Annotated in this window: 15 protein-coding genes; 11 read left to right on the top strand and 4 right to left on the bottom strand. The window is 43.2% G+C overall.

Features of this window, described 5'->3' with window-relative positions:
* Window positions 1-19: 19 nt before the first annotated feature.
* The 4 genes from MP3633_RS06335 (at window position 20) to MP3633_RS06320 (ending at window position 5,596) form a co-directional block, all read left to right on the top strand.
* Window positions 20-637 carry a YigZ family protein gene (locus tag MP3633_RS06335; protein WP_112139804.1) on the top strand — a complete coding sequence of 206 codons (618 nt, stop codon included), beginning with the start codon at window positions 20-22 and terminating at the stop codon, window positions 635-637.
* Window positions 638-639: 2 nt separating this feature from the next.
* Window positions 640-3,465, top strand: coding sequence for an RNA polymerase-associated protein RapA (rapA, locus tag MP3633_RS06330; protein WP_176334916.1), 2,826 nt, complete (start codon window positions 640-642; stop codon window positions 3,463-3,465).
* Between the two features lie 6 nt (window positions 3,466-3,471).
* Window positions 3,472-4,107 carry an RluA family pseudouridine synthase gene (locus tag MP3633_RS06325; RefSeq protein ID WP_176334915.1) on the top strand — a complete coding sequence of 212 codons (636 nt, stop codon included), beginning with the start codon at window positions 3,472-3,474 and terminating at the stop codon, window positions 4,105-4,107.
* A 904-nt stretch (window positions 4,108-5,011) separates the two neighbouring features.
* Window positions 5,012-5,596, top strand: a complete 585-nt coding sequence (locus tag MP3633_RS06320; RefSeq protein WP_176334914.1) for a DUF6151 family protein — start codon at window positions 5,012-5,014, stop codon at window positions 5,594-5,596.
* 4 nt (window positions 5,597-5,600) lie between these two features.
* Here the strand turns inward: MP3633_RS06320 and MP3633_RS06315 are convergent, their stop codons facing one another.
* Both MP3633_RS06315 and MP3633_RS06310 read right to left on the bottom strand, forming a co-directional pair.
* On the bottom strand, window positions 5,601-6,476 hold the full coding sequence (locus MP3633_RS06315) for a histone deacetylase family protein (RefSeq protein WP_244959880.1): 876 nt from the start codon (window positions 6,474-6,476) through the stop codon (window positions 5,601-5,603).
* A gap of 149 nt (window positions 6,477-6,625) precedes the next feature.
* Window positions 6,626-7,726, bottom strand: a complete 1,101-nt coding sequence (locus tag MP3633_RS06310; RefSeq protein ID WP_176334912.1) for an HD domain-containing phosphohydrolase — start codon at window positions 7,724-7,726, stop codon at window positions 6,626-6,628.
* Between the two features lie 145 nt (window positions 7,727-7,871).
* Here MP3633_RS06310 and MP3633_RS06305 point away from each other — a divergent pair, with 145 nt between their 5' ends.
* Window positions 7,872-8,330, top strand: coding sequence for an EVE domain-containing protein (locus MP3633_RS06305; RefSeq protein WP_217909059.1), 459 nt, complete (start codon window positions 7,872-7,874; stop codon window positions 8,328-8,330).
* 94 nt (window positions 8,331-8,424) lie between these two features.
* Complete coding sequence (locus MP3633_RS06300) at window positions 8,425-9,465, top strand: OmpA family protein (protein ID WP_176334911.1); 1,041 nt, start codon at window positions 8,425-8,427, stop codon at window positions 9,463-9,465.
* Between the two features lie 9 nt (window positions 9,466-9,474).
* On the opposite strand, the gene MP3633_RS06295 is transcribed toward MP3633_RS06300, so the two are convergent.
* The gene (locus MP3633_RS06295; protein WP_176334910.1) at window positions 9,475-10,161 is read right to left on the bottom strand and encodes a hypothetical protein; all 687 of its coding nucleotides are present in this window, start codon (window positions 10,159-10,161) and stop codon (window positions 9,475-9,477) included.
* 191 nt (window positions 10,162-10,352) lie between these two features.
* Here MP3633_RS06295 and miaB point away from each other — a divergent pair, with 191 nt between their 5' ends.
* The 5 genes from miaB to lnt are packed head-to-tail and all read left to right on the top strand — an operon-like array spanning window position 10,353 to window position 15,696.
* Window positions 10,353-11,708: a tRNA (N6-isopentenyl adenosine(37)-C2)-methylthiotransferase MiaB gene (gene miaB / locus MP3633_RS06290; protein WP_176334909.1), complete on the top strand. Its 1,356-nt coding sequence runs from the start codon at window positions 10,353-10,355 to the stop codon at window positions 11,706-11,708.
* 13 nt (window positions 11,709-11,721) lie between these two features.
* Entirely contained in the window at window positions 11,722-12,783 is a 1,062-nt protein-coding gene (locus MP3633_RS06285) for a PhoH family protein (RefSeq protein ID WP_176334908.1), read from the top strand.
* Window positions 12,783-13,247 carry an rRNA maturation RNase YbeY gene (gene ybeY, locus MP3633_RS06280; RefSeq protein WP_176334907.1) on the top strand — a complete coding sequence of 155 codons (465 nt, stop codon included), beginning with the start codon at window positions 12,783-12,785 and terminating at the stop codon, window positions 13,245-13,247. The genes MP3633_RS06285 and ybeY overlap by 1 nt, the downstream gene beginning before the upstream one ends.
* Window positions 13,248-13,259: 12 nt before the next feature.
* On the top strand, window positions 13,260-14,126 hold the full coding sequence (locus tag MP3633_RS06275; protein WP_112139814.1) for a CorC family transporter: 867 nt from the start codon (window positions 13,260-13,262) through the stop codon (window positions 14,124-14,126).
* A 46-nt stretch (window positions 14,127-14,172) separates the two neighbouring features.
* The gene (gene lnt, locus MP3633_RS06270; RefSeq protein WP_244959878.1) at window positions 14,173-15,696 is read left to right on the top strand and encodes an apolipoprotein N-acyltransferase; all 1,524 of its coding nucleotides are present in this window, start codon (window positions 14,173-14,175) and stop codon (window positions 15,694-15,696) included.
* Between the two features lie 56 nt (window positions 15,697-15,752).
* Here the strand turns inward: lnt and MP3633_RS06265 are convergent, their stop codons facing one another.
* Window positions 15,753-16,193 carry a hypothetical protein gene (locus MP3633_RS06265; RefSeq protein ID WP_176334906.1) on the bottom strand — a complete coding sequence of 147 codons (441 nt, stop codon included), beginning with the start codon at window positions 16,191-16,193 and terminating at the stop codon, window positions 15,753-15,755.
* Between the last annotated feature and the right edge of the window lie 24 nt (window positions 16,194-16,217).

Here is a 16,217-nt window from a genome sequence, read left to right as displayed (position 1 = left end):
AATCGTTAAGCAAGTTTACATGGATTACTACTTAAGCCCAATACACACGCAACGCTTTGATCTTGAAATAAAAAATAGCCAGTTCATTACGACCGTAAGTCGAACCAAAGGGCGCGAGGCGGCAAAAGCTTTTATTGACGAAATAAGGCAGCGTTACCCTGACGCCAATCACCACTGCTCGGCGTTCATTGCAGGTGCACCAAACAATGTGCATTTGTGGGATCAAAGCGACGATGGCGAACCAAAAGGCACGGCCGGAAAGCCCATGATGAATGTATTACAGCATTCTGATTTTGGCGAAACAACCGTGGTTGTAACGCGTTTTTTCGGTGGCATTAAATTGGGTGCAGGCGGTTTAGTCCGAGCCTACAGTCAAGCGGTACAAGAAGCGCTCTCACAAACAATTTATGAAAGTGTGTATCCGCGCAGCCCAATTCAGCTAAAAATCACCTACCCTTTATTAGGTAAGGTTGAATATTGGCTCGAACAGAGCGATATAGAAATAACCAACAAAACATACAGTGACAGCGTCGTTATTGACCTTGCTGTTATTGAACGTACTTGGCCTGAGCAAAAAGTCATTTTGACGGACTTGTGCCAAGGTAGCTTAACTTTAATTGAACCGGACAAAGCATAATCATGTACCAAATTGGACAAAGATGGAGTAGCCGCAACGAGCCTGATCTCGGCGTAGGCATGATAGTAGACAAACAAAATAAGTCTTTTACCTTGCATTTCCCTGATGCAGAAAGCGATCGTCAATACTCAAACGACCAGACCAGTCTAGTTCGACGTACGCTCACCGCTGGCGATCAACTGCATTTTCAAGATGAAACATTTACTGTTTTGGAGGTCGAAGAAATTGACGATCTCATAGAATACCGCATCAGTGACGACGATGACTGGCTAGAAGAATCGCTTATTCAGTTTCCTCGTAACGATAAAAACGAGCTTGATTCTTTACTCGCGCTGTCTCCTGCTCGCCGCATGTGGTTTGATCTTCGCCGCCACACCTTAGAACATCAAGCGATCAACGCAGCGTCACCTGTTCGCGGCCTAATGGGACTAAAAGCAGAGCTTCTTCCTCACCAAATTTACCTTGCTCACGAAATAGCGAATCGCCCTAAAGCACGCGCACTTTTATGTGATGAAGTCGGCATGGGGAAAACTTTAGAAGCGGGTTTGATTTTACATCAACGTCTATTAAATGGCCTGTGCAAACGCGTACTTATCCTCACACCAACCAACCTGCAACACCAATGGCTAGTAGAAATGCTACGTCGTTTTCACCAGCCATTCGCACTGATCAATGAATCCGTGTACGAAGACTTCTCCGAAGGCGACGATAATCCATTCGAGCAACAACCGTTTGTTATCTCCCCTATTGATTGGGCCAGCCAACACCCGAATGCTACTCAACACATGTTGGACGCAGAATGGGACATGGTTATTGTCGACGAAGCGCATCACCTCGCCTGGCACCCAGAAACGCCTAGCATCGGTTATCAAGTAGTCGCTCGTTTAGCCGCGAAAACAGAATCCTTATTACTGCTCAGTGCAACGCCTGAGCAGACCGGTGAACGTGAGCATTTCTCGCGTTTACAACTATTAGACGCCGATCATTACCACGACTTTGAACGCTATCAAGCACAGCAACAAGCATTTAAGCAAGCCGCTGAATTAGCAGAACTGTTATTACCCTTTACACAAGGTGACAGCCAAACACCTCTTAATTGGGAAGACGCGTTTGGATCATACCTTGAAGAAGTTAAAGCCAAAGATTGGTTTATCGCCCTCACCTCAGCAAACAGTACTGATCGAACTCAAGCCGCGCAAGATGCCATCAGTTGGCTTATTGACCGACACGGTACAGGACGCGAAATGTTCCGTAATACCCGTGCGGCAGTAGGCGGTTTCCCTGATCGCTACCTACATTCTTACCCGTTGGAAAACAACGAACACTTTGAATCGGCTAACCGTCATGTACAGCCAGAAACAGAAGTCGCCGATGGTTTGTGGGAAAAAGACCCTCGTTGGCATTGGCTCAAAGAGTTTCTTGAATGCCAAGCAGACAAGGTTCTCATCATCTGTCATTCGCCTGATATGGCGCAATGGCTAAACGACCAATTGACCTTTGCTGGCTTCCAAAGCGCCGATTTCCATGAGCAAATGCCATTGATTCACCGTGACCGAGCCGCGGCATATTTTGCTGACGACGACGGCGCGCAAATTTTAGTGTGTTCTGAAATTGGCAGCGAAGGCCGGAACTTCCAGTTCAGCCATCACATTGTTATGTACGACTTACCTGAACACCCTGACTTATTAGAGCAGCGCGTTGGTCGTCTGGACCGACTAGGACAACTGAACGACGTTCAAATCCATGTGCCTTATATCAAGCAAAGCGTACAAGAACGGCTATTCAACTGGTATCACCATGCGCTCAATGCTTTTTGTCGTACGACTGGCGCTGGCGATAAAGTCGAAGAAGCCTTTGGTGATAGCCTACACGCCTACTTACACGGCCAAGACGACGACACCGATCTATTGAAAGAAGCGCACATCTACCACGAAGCGCTGCTTAAACAAATGGAAGAAGGCCGTAACCGCTTACTAGAAATGAGTTCTTGTCGCCCAGAACAAGCGCGTGACTTGATCGATCAGATCAATCATCAAGCGACAAAAGGCTTACATAACTACATCGAGCAAGTGACTCACGCGTTTAATATTTATGCGGAATGCATGGACGATGATCCAGAAAAAGCCGCGTGGTTCTTACGCCCTTCTACCGACATGATGCTCGAAGCACTTCCAGGCATCGAAGAAGAAGGCAAGATGCTCATGCTAGATCGTCGTCAGGCGAGCCAACGTGAAAACGTGGCCTTTGCTACATGGGAACACCCCCTCATCACCATGTTAATGGATGAGGTTCAAGGCTTTGACTCTGGTAAATTGACTTCCGCTATTTTGCCAATTGCAGCGCTCCCAGAAGGCACTGTATTGGTAGAAAGTATGTTTGTCATCGAAGCCACCGCACATCCGCGCTTGAAACTTACCCAATCATTACCTATGACGCCGATGTGGCAATTGTCAGACTCAAACGGCAAATTCCTACATCAGCAGTTTACTGCTGATAAATGGGCAGAAAAACTCAAAGGCGTACCCAACCGCGTAGCGGAACAATGGGTTGCTGCCTTGCGCAAAAATTTGATTGAAGTGCTTCAAGCCCACCAGCTAAATGCTCAAGATCAAGCGCGTCCGATTGTCCAAGCGGCGAAATCCACTTACCAACATCGTTGCCAAAGCGAAATTGATCGCCTCATCGAATTGAAAACGTTTAACAATGCGATTCGTGACCAAGACATTGAGCTACTTGAAAACAACATGCAGGAAGGTTTGGTGCGAATTGATGAGCATCAAATTCGCTTAGACGCGATTCGCATTATCTTAACCACCAAGCCGGAATAACCCTCTGTGCAAGATAAGCGACTCGCTTTAGATATACTGTACGAAGATGAATGGTTCGCCGTCGTCAACAAACCCGCTAATTGTTTGTCTGTGCCTGGAAGGGGGGCGGACAAACTTGACTCTATCTTACATAGAGCCGAGCAGGAGTTTGGCGAAGCGTTCACCATTCATCGATTAGACGAAGCCACCTCCGGATTAATTCTGGTTGCGAAAACGCACGAATGCCAAAAGCGCATGAACGCGTATTTTCGTGAACGAGAAGTTCAAAAAGAATACCGCGCCTTGTTGCGCGGTAAACTTTTAGGCGAACGGGGCGAAGTACGTAAACCACTGCGCTGCGATTGGCCAAATAGACCAAGACAAATTATCTGCACCGACGAATGGAGCAAAGACTCCATCACTTTCTGGGAAAAAATGGCTTACGAAGGCAACACTACCCGTGTTCGACTCGTGCCTTTTACTGGTCGTTCTCACCAACTACGTGTCCATATGCAAAGCCTTGGTCATGGCATCATCGGTGATGAGTTTTACGATGACCAATACGCCAACGAACCTCGGCTTTTATTGCATGCCTATCGGCTGGAATTTCGACATCCGTTTACCCAAGCATGGGTCACTTTTGTCGCGCCTTGTCCTTTTTAGACTAAAGGGGCTTTGCCCCTTTTCACCCCCCATTCTTCAGTTATGCAGATTCCATTCGAACACTTTGAGCAAGGAGCTTTTTTCCGCTCTGCTGAGCGGGTAACTTTTTGCTAGCGCCCAAAAAGTAACCAAAAATTCGCTTTATAGGGCTTTCAGCCCAAACGTCTCATTCATTCTATTTAACGTTACGTTTATCAAGACGATCTACATCGTAAGGCATAGATTTTTTTTGCTGTTATGAGGAAGGAAATTTTCAACTGACCCTGAAACTCCATAAAGTCGCGCAACTTCGTCGCGTCGAACTAACTTCATCAGAATTTTAAGCGCATAAAGTAATGCTTATTGATCACCAAGTCCCTTCCCCTTTTGTCTTCCAAGGGGAAGGCGGAGGATGGGGTTATTCTTTAGGTCTTCAAGTGTATTTATTTCCTCTCAATGACTTTGAACTGCAAGTTTATTCCGCCCTGCTGGACTGGTAACTTTTGCCAAACGATGCAAAATTTACCCGTAAATATTTTATCGGACTTTCAGCCCAAACGTCTCGTTTACTTTGTTTAGAAGAGCCTTTAGCAAGATGACTTATATCGTAAGGCATAGATTGTTTTTGTTGTTCTTAGGAAGGGTATTTTTAAATATCGTAGAGTACTGGTAGAGCATTATGCTGCTTTCTATAAAGTATTAAAGCAAGAAATCTGTATTGTTCGAGTGCTACATGAGGACATGGATGCACCACAAAGGCTTCTGGATTAACGAATTTAATTGAAGAGCTCAGAATCCTTTAAAACCACATATCTAAGTCGTTATGCTATACCCATTTCCATTCATCTGCGTTTTCCATTTATTTTTAAAACACTGCTAAACTCTGAATGATTCTCTTCAATAAAGTAAGAAGGCTTAGCCCAATATGTCTGAAGTAAATTTAAAATGCGCTTGTGGAACCGTTACAGGAAAAACCTTAGCCGTCAGTTCAAGAATTGGTACGAGGATTACTTGCTGTTGTGACGATTGCCAAGTATTTGCTCAGTTTCTGGGACAGGAAGGAAAAGTATTAGATCAATATGGCGGGACAGATATACTTCAAATACCAGTCTCTCATCTCACGATTAGTGAAGGAAAGTCAGAAATTTCCTGTGTCAGGTTTAGCCCTAAAGGCATGTATCGTTGGTATGCGAAGTGCTGCAACACACCAATTGGAAATACATTTGGTGCTGGTGGTCCATTTATTGGGATTATTCATAGTTTCATGGACAAAGCGACAACGAGTGAGGTGGATTTAGGCAAAAACAGAGGTCACATTCTTACTAAGTTTGCTAAAACACCAGTTCCTGAGAACCTTAAAGGTTCTTCATTGAGCATTAATTTTAGAGTGGTGACTAAAATCCTTTCATGGAAGTTAAAAGGTCTCAACAAACCCTCTGAGTTTTTCAATAACAATGCAGAGCCAATTTGCGAACCTCAAATCCTTGATAAAAAGGCCCAGAACTCTTAAAAAACTAAAGACTATGTCGCCTGTAAAGCCTAAAAAAGTACTCTTTCCATATCTGATCCGCTGCTTGGTGCAGCAAGCTGTGTCGCCATGCAACTTTTTCTTCTTGTCTGTCATAGCCACCGCCGATGACACAGGCGGTTGGTAGGTTGAGTACTACGCAGGTTTCTATGACGTATTTGTCCCTTGCAAATATGCCGTCGTCGCTGAGGTTGACGTAGCCGAGTCTGTCGTCTTTATGGACGTCGACACCAGCGTCGTAGAAGATGAAGTCTGGTTGGTGTTCGGCAAGTATCGTCGGCAGGGTACTTTTTAGAATGGATAAGTATTCTTGATCATTCGCACCTTTGGGAATGACGATGTTGATGCCAGCGGTTTGTTTGATTTGTGGGTAATTTTCTTCGCAATGCCACGAGACAGGAATAATGTTGGTGCTGTCTTTGAAAAAGGCGATGGTACCGTCACCTTGATGTACGTCGCAGTCTAGGATGAGTATTTTATTCGCTTTACCCGATTCGATCATGGCGAGTGCTGCGACAGCTAGATCGTTGAAAATACAGAAACCAGAGCCATGAGAAGGATGAGCATGGTGCGTGCCACCTGCAAGGTGACACGCCAGTCCATGTTGAAATGCAAGTTCGCTGGTTAATATGGTGCCTGATACCGCGCGCAAGGTTCGCTCCACCAGCCATTCAGACCAAGGAAGGCCAATTACTTTTTGCTCTTGTGGGGTAAGCTCTCCACGAATAAAGCGCTGAACATAACCTTTTTCATGGGCTTGCATAAGTGCAGTCAATGACAAAGGCGATGGTTGATATTCGTTGTCGTTCGTTAAGATCCCCTGCTCTCTTAATGTTTCAGCCAAAAGACGAAATTTAGACATAGGAAAGCGATGCCCAGCGGGAAATGGAATACTATAATGTGGGTGGAAAACTAGAGGTAACAAAGCAACATTCATAAACAAATAATTTAAACAAGGCGAAAGAACACCATGCTAACAAGGGATACCAAAGTGTTACTACTGACTTTTTGCTATTTACTTTTCGCGACTAAAACCTTGCGCATGGCCGCATTAAACGATTCGATCATATGAGGTGGAAAACCCTTTCCACTTTCAAAGTTCACCATCTGCACTGCTCTCATAGCGCTTTTATTGTATTCACCGCCCGATTTCCCCCAAACGATATCAATAAACATGACGGCCATGGATAAGATAAATGCCCCTTGAGGAATCAAAGAGCCCACCAAACCTTCAGGAAAACCGGTGCCATCAAACCGTTCTTTATGTGCCTGCACCATAGCAACAGCGTCTTCCCAACCACCGTGTTTAGAAAGCAGTTTAGCGCCCACCATTGGGTGATTTTGTTCAGCTTTAAGTTTTAAACTTTCATTGTCTTTACAGTTCAAGATAAGTGCCATACCCATATTATGCATATAAGCAGCGGCACTTAGTTGTGCAGGGTCAACAGATTTAGAACATTCAACATTGATCAATTGGCAGAGTTTTAAAATACGCTCACTTCTTTCTGAAGAATAGCCTAATAAGCGATTCAGCTTTTGACTGAAACCAATAAACAAATCAATATCATTTTGTTGCTGCTCAGTAAATTCAACTTTTACTAACAAAGACGTAGAATCTGTGTCGTCTTTTTCTTCTTCTATTTCTTGATTGCATTTATCTAACAATACCACAGCCAAATCAGGTCGTTTGGCATCGTCTTCTTCTGCGTATATCTCGTCCAACCCTAATTGCAGCGCGTCACGTAAAGTATTTTCTGCAACATGGGAGTGGTAAATCTGCTTTAGCAATATATAAACCTGTTCAATGACCACATTAATAAGATCCCCTAAATGAGGATGATATTGAATGTAGCCGCCGCGCATGCCGTCCACAATTTCTTCTAATTTATGTAGTACACCAACCAAAGGATCAAGAAAACAGACAGAACAGTTTCCTTTCATACTGTGCAAAGAGCGAAACAATTGATCTAATTTATCGAAAGAAAACCCTTCACTTTCGATGCTATTAATAATACTTTCTATTTCTTGCTGCGCTTCCACGAAGCACTCTAACAAATCATCCTTAAGCTCTTTTTCCAGCGCTGAGAAAGCTTTACAAGCAAAGTGACTCATTATTTTCATCCGTTACAAGGAGCATCTCTGCCAAAAAGTACAATGAGGTGACGCTAAGTATTCTCATAGCATCACCCTCTTATTGTAGATAGAATATTTGTAAGCGTGAACATATTGTATGTTTCATTGTGCAAATGAGGTGTCCATGATCAATTACTGGCTGATGAAATCAGAACCCGATGCGTTTTCTATAGACGATTTGAAACGACTTAAACATGCCCCTTGGGATGGCGTAAGAAATTACCAAGCTCGCAATTTCATGAAAGCCATGAATGAAGGCGATATGGTATTTTTTTATCACTCGAGTTGCTCTCCTGCTGGTATTGTCGGTACCGCCAAGGTATGTAAGAAAGCCTATCCAGATCATACAAGTTGGGATATCAATAGTCATTACTTTGACCCAAAATCAACCCAGGATAGCCCACGATGGTTTATGATTGATGTGGTGTTTGTTGAAAGGTGGCCATCCATTCTCACGCTAGCAGAGTTAAAGAAAAGCCCTGAACTGGCCGATATGTTATTAACGAAGAAAGGCAGCCGACTTTCCGTTATGCCTATTACACAAAAAGAATGGGAGTACATTACGGTAATACTGAAAAAATAATTGCTTATTTATTCTTCTAATCCATAACAGATACTGAGGATTGTAATGAAAAAATTTAGCGCTAAAGCAAAACGATGCATTTTGAGTCAATGACATGATTATTAGAGTAGCAAGGATCGCTATTATTTTTTTAGGCTTACACAGTGCTATTTTAATTAGCCAGCCGCTATACCCCGCTCTCTCATTCAGCGCGCTAAAGGATTCTGATCACGACGGGGTTATTGACGCTAGAGATATTTGTAGCAATACACCACAAGGAAGCGACATTAATAATGACGGTTGTCCATTAACAAAATTAACGTTATTCAGTTTTAATTTTGACGTTAAATTTCAAACAGGACAATATAAATTAGCATCCGAATTTCACACAAAACTCAAAGATTTAGCTGCTTTTTTACAACACGACCCTAATACACTTCTCTTAATTGAGGGCTACACAGACAATGTGGGTGCAGAGAGCTACAACCTAACATTGTCCAAGAAGCGAGCAGAATCCATTGCCAATGCATTAATTTTGACATTCAGTATCGCGGCTGTCCGCATCAAAACGTTTGGCTATGGCCAAAATCGTCCTGTCGCGTCAAACTCAACAGAAACAGGAAGAGAAGCCAACCGCAGAGTAAGTGGGGAAATCGTTATTCCACTTAAAAGCCAATATGTGAATAAAAGTATTCATTCGAATTATTCAACCAATCAGCCTAAAATCGATCAATACAACCTAACTATTCCTTTTAAACTAAACAGATACGGGATTAAAAATGCGTATCGTCCATCAATACAACACCTAGGCCAGCTTTTGCAAAGCGATCCCGACATTCTCATTTTTATCGAAGGACACACAGATAACACTGGCAGCAAAGACTACAATGTCGCCCTATCCCTCGAAAGAGCAAACAATATTGCCGACTTACTCAATGCGCAATTCACCATTGCACCAGCAAGACTCAAAGTCCTCGGACATGGACAACAATTCCCACTCAAATCAAATAACACAATAAAAGGAAGAAGGGAGAATCGTCGAGTAGAAGTAAAGGTAGTTAAAAAATTCAAAGCTAAGCAAGAAATCATATTACCCAAATGGACAATATGGAGCATTGATCAAATGGAAAATGAACGCCAGAAAGGAAAACAATAATTCATAATATCAGTGGAATTGCTTTTCACGTTGCTTCAAAGAAACCGCATAATCAAAATAATACTCAAAAACCACACCGGCATAATCGTAATCTTCACCGGTTCTAGCGATGACACCAATACTCCCCATCTGGCGGTATTTCTGAGGTTGATAGTAGGTCTCTAAACGCCAGCCCATCTCGGCATCATTATATTTTTCCCGATACAAAGACGTTCGAAGATCCTCATCTAAATAGTAGCTCAAACCAATACGAGAGCTGGTTATATTACTCAATGTTTTGTCTGTCGTAAGATAGTTAGCAGTCACTGAAAATGCCCCTAAAAACACTTCACCTATAAACTGTCCAATTGCCTCTTTTTTCGTTTCAAGGTTTTCATCCATTGGCTCCAGCTCACTCACACCAAGACCCACCCCTAAACGCCCATAGTCATTACGAATAAACCAATTTGAAGAAAGTTCAGATTGCGCAAAACTGTCTTTTGATGACCCAGTAATCAAATAATTGCTATTCAATAACACTTGAGTTGAAAAATACTCATTAATAGGGATGTTCACTTTGAAGTCTATGTTCATTAAAGACTTCTGATCTAAAAGACCATAGCCAAGACCAAAAGCAAAATTAGGCAACTCTTTTTCTGCGTGAGCGCCCCCACTAACAGCAACAGACAACATAAGAATACGAGATAATAGCGTCAAAACAGATCCAAGTTCATAATCAATAATGCAGCTATTGTGACCGCTCTTTATCAAAAGCTCCAGTAAGAAAAAAAACGACTATTTTCAGTAAAAATGAAGGGAATTCAGAAGACCTCTGTGATTCGAGAGCAAAGCCCAATATAATAGGTTCAAAGTCGATTAGACGAACACTTTTTAGGTTTATAAGTTACATGGCAAAAAAACTTTTCATCCAGACTCATGGCTGTCAAATGAACGAATACGATTCCTCTCGTATGGCCGATCTACTTGGCGAAAGTCATGAGATGGAACTCACTGATAACGCGGAAGAAGCCGACGTGCTTCTGCTAAATACATGCTCTATACGTGAAAAAGCCCAAGACAAGGTTTATCACCAACTAGGTCGCTGGAAAAAGCTTAAGCTTAAAAAACCGGATCTCGTTATTGGCGTTGGTGGTTGTGTCGCCAGTCAAGAAGGCGATGCGATTCGAAAGCGCGCCAAGCATGTTGATATGATTTTCGGCCCTCAAACACTGCATAAGCTTCCGGAAATGATAAATGCAGCGGGTAAACACATCCCAATCACCGATGTGACCTTCCCTGAGATTGAAAAATTCGATCATCTTCCTGCCCCTCGTGTTGACGGCGCAGAAGCTTTCGTTTCTATTATGGAAGGTTGCAGCAAATACTGTACATTTTGTGTTGTCCCTTATACTAGGGGCGAAGAAGTCAGCCGTCCATTCGACAGTATTCTTCTTGAAGTAGCGCAGTTGGCTGAGCAAGGTGTACGCGAAATTCATTTGCTAGGTCAAAACGTGAACGCCTACCGTGGCGACTCAGCAGAAGGTGATGAAACAGACCTTGCGGACATCATTCATGCGGTTGCACAAATGGAAGGTGTTGAACGTATTCGGTTTACCACATCACATCCAGTCGAATTCACCGACAGCTTAATTGAAGCGTTCCGTACTGAGCCTAAACTAGTCAGCCATTTACACTTACCCGTTCAAAGTGGTGCCGACAACATTTTAAGCGCGATGAAACGCGGCCATGATCGTCAATATTACATTGATAAGATCAACCGCATTAAAGAAGCACGTCCAGGCATCAGTCTGTCATCAGACTTTATAATTGGTTTCCCAGGTGAAACAGACGAAAACTTTATAGATACAATGAATCTGATTCAAGAAATTGGTTTCGACCATTCTTTCAGTTTTATTTATAGCCAACGCCCTGGCACACCCGCATCTAACCTAGAAGACGATACGCCTGATGACGTTAAAAAAGAGCGTTTATCTATTTTGCAACGCCGTATTAGCCAGCAAGCTTATGACATTAGCTTGTCGATGGTTGGCGAAGTAAAGCGCATCCTAATAAGCGGCTATTCACCTCGTGATCCTGGACAACTTCAAGGCAGAACGGAAAATAATCGGATTGTAAACTTCCGAGCATTCGACCCACAATTGATTGGTAAATTCGCTGATGTTGTTATTACAGACGCTTATCCTAACTCGTTGCTTGGCGAATTAATAAACTCTGAACTCGACACTGACTTTGTACTTCAATAATCAAAGGTAACTCTTGGAAATCACACAGACAACTCAACAAATCCGTTTAGCGCCTGCCGAAGCCGAGGCTTTGGTTGGGCTATGTGGTCAACTAGACGAGAATATCAAGCTCATCGAAAAACGACTGGATGTTACTATTCGATACCGTGCTGAACTATTCGATATTTCCGGTGAAAATCCTGAGCATGTCGCGGCAACAAAAATGCTACTGGAAAATCTCTATCGTGAAGCGCTAGCAAATGGCCAAGTAACGCCTGAGACGATTCACCTTTATCTTCAAGAGTCGGCGATTGAATCTCTAACCAACAGTAAAAATGACAACGCGGGTCAGCTCGTCATCAAAACTCGCAAGGCATTTGTCAAACCCAAAGGGGCAAATCAGCAGGGTTACGTCAAACAAATTCGTAAACACGACATTAATTTTGGTATTGGCCCTGCGGGGACTGGTAAAACCTATTTAGCGGTTGCTTGTGCGGTTGAAGCATTAGAAGCCGATCGTGTTGAGCGAATAATGTTGGTTCGACCAGCAGTAGAAGCAGGGGAAAAACTGGGTTTTTTACCTGGCGATTTATCTCAAAAAATCGACCCTTACCTACGCCCTCTTTACGATGCTTTGTATGAAATGCTCGGTTTCGAATTAGTTGATAAATTAATCGAAAAAAACGTCATCGAAATTGCCCCGCTTGCGTTTATGCGTGGCCGAACGCTTAATAACGCTTTTATCATTCTTGATGAAAGCCAAAATACCACGCGCGAGCAAATGAAAATGTTTTTGACGCGCATCGGCTTTGGCTCAACAGCGGTTATCACTGGCGATACAACACAAGTCGATTTACCACGCGGAACCACGTCTGGTCTGGCTCAAGCCATGCACGTTTTAAAAGGTGTCAGCGGCATCAGCATGACTATGTTTAGCTCTTCCGATGTCGTTCGCCATCCTATCGTACAACGCATTGTCGAAGCCTATGATCGTTTTGATATTGAAGAAGAGGCAGAGAAAAAAGTGCGCACCCAAGCTCGCCTTGCTGCGCAAGCAGAGCACTCTTCAAGCGAACCGTCTTCAGGTGGAAAATAATGGCACACTTAGAACTTGATTTACAGATTGCCACAGAAGCAACACAGCGTTTGCCCAGCGAAGCAGAATTCAGACTTTGGGTAGAAAAAGCCTTACCGACGTTAGGCGAAGAATTTGAAGTTACCATTCGTATTGTTGATGAAGAAGAGAGTCATGCGCTAAATCATGAGTACAGAGGCCAGGACAAACCAACGAATGTCCTTTCTTTTCCATTTGAGGCACCTCCAGGATTAGAACTTCCATTATTGGGAGACTTGGTGATTTGCACTCAAATTGTCGAAAAAGAAGCCAAAGAACAAGATAAAGAATTACTGCATCATTGGGCTCATATGACGATTCATGGCATCTTGCATTTACGCGGCTATGACCATATAAATGACGATGAAGCAGATGAAATGGAATTAATAGAAACGCAGCTGTTAGCATCTCTGTCTATTTCCGACCCTTATTTGATAAAAGAGTGAGTTAATACCCTAATGAGTGACGACCGATCGAGCATGTCCAACGATCAACAAAAATCTTGGTTTGAACGTTTAACCCAAGCATTTAATGATGAACCACGCAGTCGTGGCGATATTGTCAAGCTTTTAGAAGCGGCCGTAAAATCCGACATCATAGATCGCGATGCTTTTACTATTGTAGAAGGCGCTTTAGAGGTATCTGAAGTGCAAGCGCGTGACATCATGATTCCACCTTCTCAAATGGTGGTAATCAAGTCCGAAGATGATCCAAAAACCTCCATCCGTAAAATCATCGACTGCGCTCACTCCCGGTTTCCTGTCGTTGGAGAAGATTCCGACGAAATCCTCGGTGTTTTACTAGCGAAAGATTTACTTCCACTGTTGTTCAAAGATGGCAACATCACGATAGAAGATATTTTATCTCGCTTGCGTCCCGCCAACTTCATTCCAGAAAGTAAACGACTTAACGTACTACTGAATGATTTTAGAACCAAGCGTTACCACATGGCGTTAGTGTTAGATGAATACGGCAGCGTCTCTGGCTTAGTCACGATCGAAGATGTACTTGAGCAAATCGTCGGAGAAATCGAAGACGAAACAGACAAGCTTGAAAATGAAGGTATTCAAGTTACAACGGAGGCAGGCGTTTATCTTGTCCCTGCGTTGTGTACTGTTGAAGACTTTAACGAGTTTTTCAAAGCCGAACTCAGTGAAGAAGAGTTTGATACGATCGGCGGAATTCTTGTACAACAATTTGGTCATGTTCCATTACGTGATGAAGAATTGTTTTTTAGTAACTTTCATTTCCGCATCGTTAAATCCGATGGTCGACGAGTCAAAACGATTCAGGTATCAAAACCCACACAAGAAACATCAGAATAATATGACGACACTTCACCCCGACTCAATCAACACGAAGACGGGGTGGATGTCTCGTTTGGTAACACAGTTTTCTAAACTCCCTCCTGTCATCATTTGCATTATTGGCACCATTTCCGGCGCAATAGGCGTTACCAGCTTTTCACCTTTTCATTTTTGGCCAGGCTACTTCGTTAGTCTAGTGGTGTTCAGCCTTCTTGTTATTACCAGCCCTACCGCAAAAACTTCTTTTTGGAGAGGCTCATCCGTCGCCTTAGGCTTTTTTGGCGCTGGTGTTTCTTGGGTTTATGTCAGCATTGCAGAATATGGACAAGTTGGCACCGTCATCGCGGCGCTTATTACGCTCGCTTTTGTCCTCGTTCTTTGTGTCTTTTGGGCTCTTTCAGCTTGGGCTTCATGGCACCTAATCCATCGCTTCTCTCAACTACCCGCTAGTGTATGGATCACATTAGCCCTGCTCATCGGCGAATTCGCTCGTAGCACCCTCTTTACTGGGTTTCCATGGCTACTACCGGGCTATGCCATTGAAAATACATGGCTATTTGAGCTATTACCTATAGGTGGAATATGGCTAACCAGTGCAGTTGTGGTGCTAACATCAAGTGCTATTGCCTGTGTATTATCAAACAAGCCAGCTCAGCTTAGCCTGATTTCTGTCTTATTTATTATTTGGGGCAGCGCTGCATATTTGGCCTACTTCCCTGTTTCTTGGGTACAACAAACAGGTACATTAAAAACCACCTTGATTCAGGGTAACGTGAAGCAAGATGAGAAATGGCTTCCCCAAACCGCCAGAGAGTCTCTGGCTTATTACCAACAGACCACCATTGAACACCTAGACAGTGAACTTGTTGTGTGGCCAGAAACCGCCATTACCTATACTTATTCACAAATGAAACCGTATTTTTCCTCTTTTATCAAAGAGCTAGCAGACACTAATACTACCTTGATTACTGGTATCCCAGACGTGAGCCCTGATAAAAAGGATTACTACAACGCCATCTGGGCAACGGGCGATGGTTTTGGGCTTTATTACAAGCGCAGACTGGTTCCTTTTGGTGAATACATTCCTTTTTCAGAATACATAGGCCCTATTCTTGACGTATTTGGAATGCCGATGTCGAGTTTTAAATCTGGCGATGAAAATCAACCTGTTTTGCAAGTAGGCGAATGGGGTGTTGCGCCTTTTATCTGTTATGAAATTGTGTATGCAGAACAAGTTCGTCGCATGGTAAGAGACAGCGACTTCCTCATTACCATTAGTAATGATGGCTGGTTTGGTACGTCTTTCGGTCCTTGGCAGCACTTGCAGATTGCAAAATTTAGAGCCAAAGAAGCAGGACGTTACGTGATTCGTGCCACTAATACCGGTATCACCGCGTTTATTAATGAAAAAGGAGAAGTGGTGGCTCAAGCACCACAATTTGAAAGGACAACACTGACCGCTGACGCAAAAGCCTTTAGCGGCGTTACCCCTTATGTTTATTGGGGATATTGGCCTACTCTTTTACTGCTGTTACTTTGCGTGGCTTTTTCATATTTGAATGGCTTAGTAAAAAAGCGAACACCATAAAAGCTTAAATATTGCCGTGTCATCAAAACACTTGATGACGACGGCAAAATGACAACTTAAACACTATTTTGATCGTGATGCGTCGACATCAAACCATACTGACAGATCTCACAAGGCGCTAAGGTTTGTTTCACCTCGACAACATTATCATGCCCACAAGACATGCAATGATAAGCCCCAGCTTCCACCATAGTGCCCGCTACATGACATTGCTCAAGTGGTACTGGGTTGTTATTAGCATGGTTAATCAGCCATAGCAGTGCAATGTCTTCCTTTTCATCAAACTCTTCAATAATTTCATGGCCTTCATCAAGTACTAGATGCCAATTTGCATCCACCCAAGCTTCGGTATAACCCATTTTATCGTGCCAATATGCGGTCATGAGAGCGGCATCTTCTAAAAACCAATCCTTCGCTCCCTCTAATGTTTTGCGTGCTTCTTCAACCAAACTGGAATTGCTTTCACTTTTTAACGAATCTTTTTTCATAGAATTCATAACTCCTCCTCGATGCATCTTCTA

Origin of the sequence: Marinomonas primoryensis (assembly GCF_013372285.1) — a bacterium.
In the GTDB taxonomy this organism is placed as follows: Bacteria; Pseudomonadota; Gammaproteobacteria; order Pseudomonadales; family Marinomonadaceae; genus Marinomonas; species Marinomonas primoryensis.
Note: the sequence above shows the minus strand (reverse complement) of the source record. Positions and strands in the feature narration are given on the sequence as shown.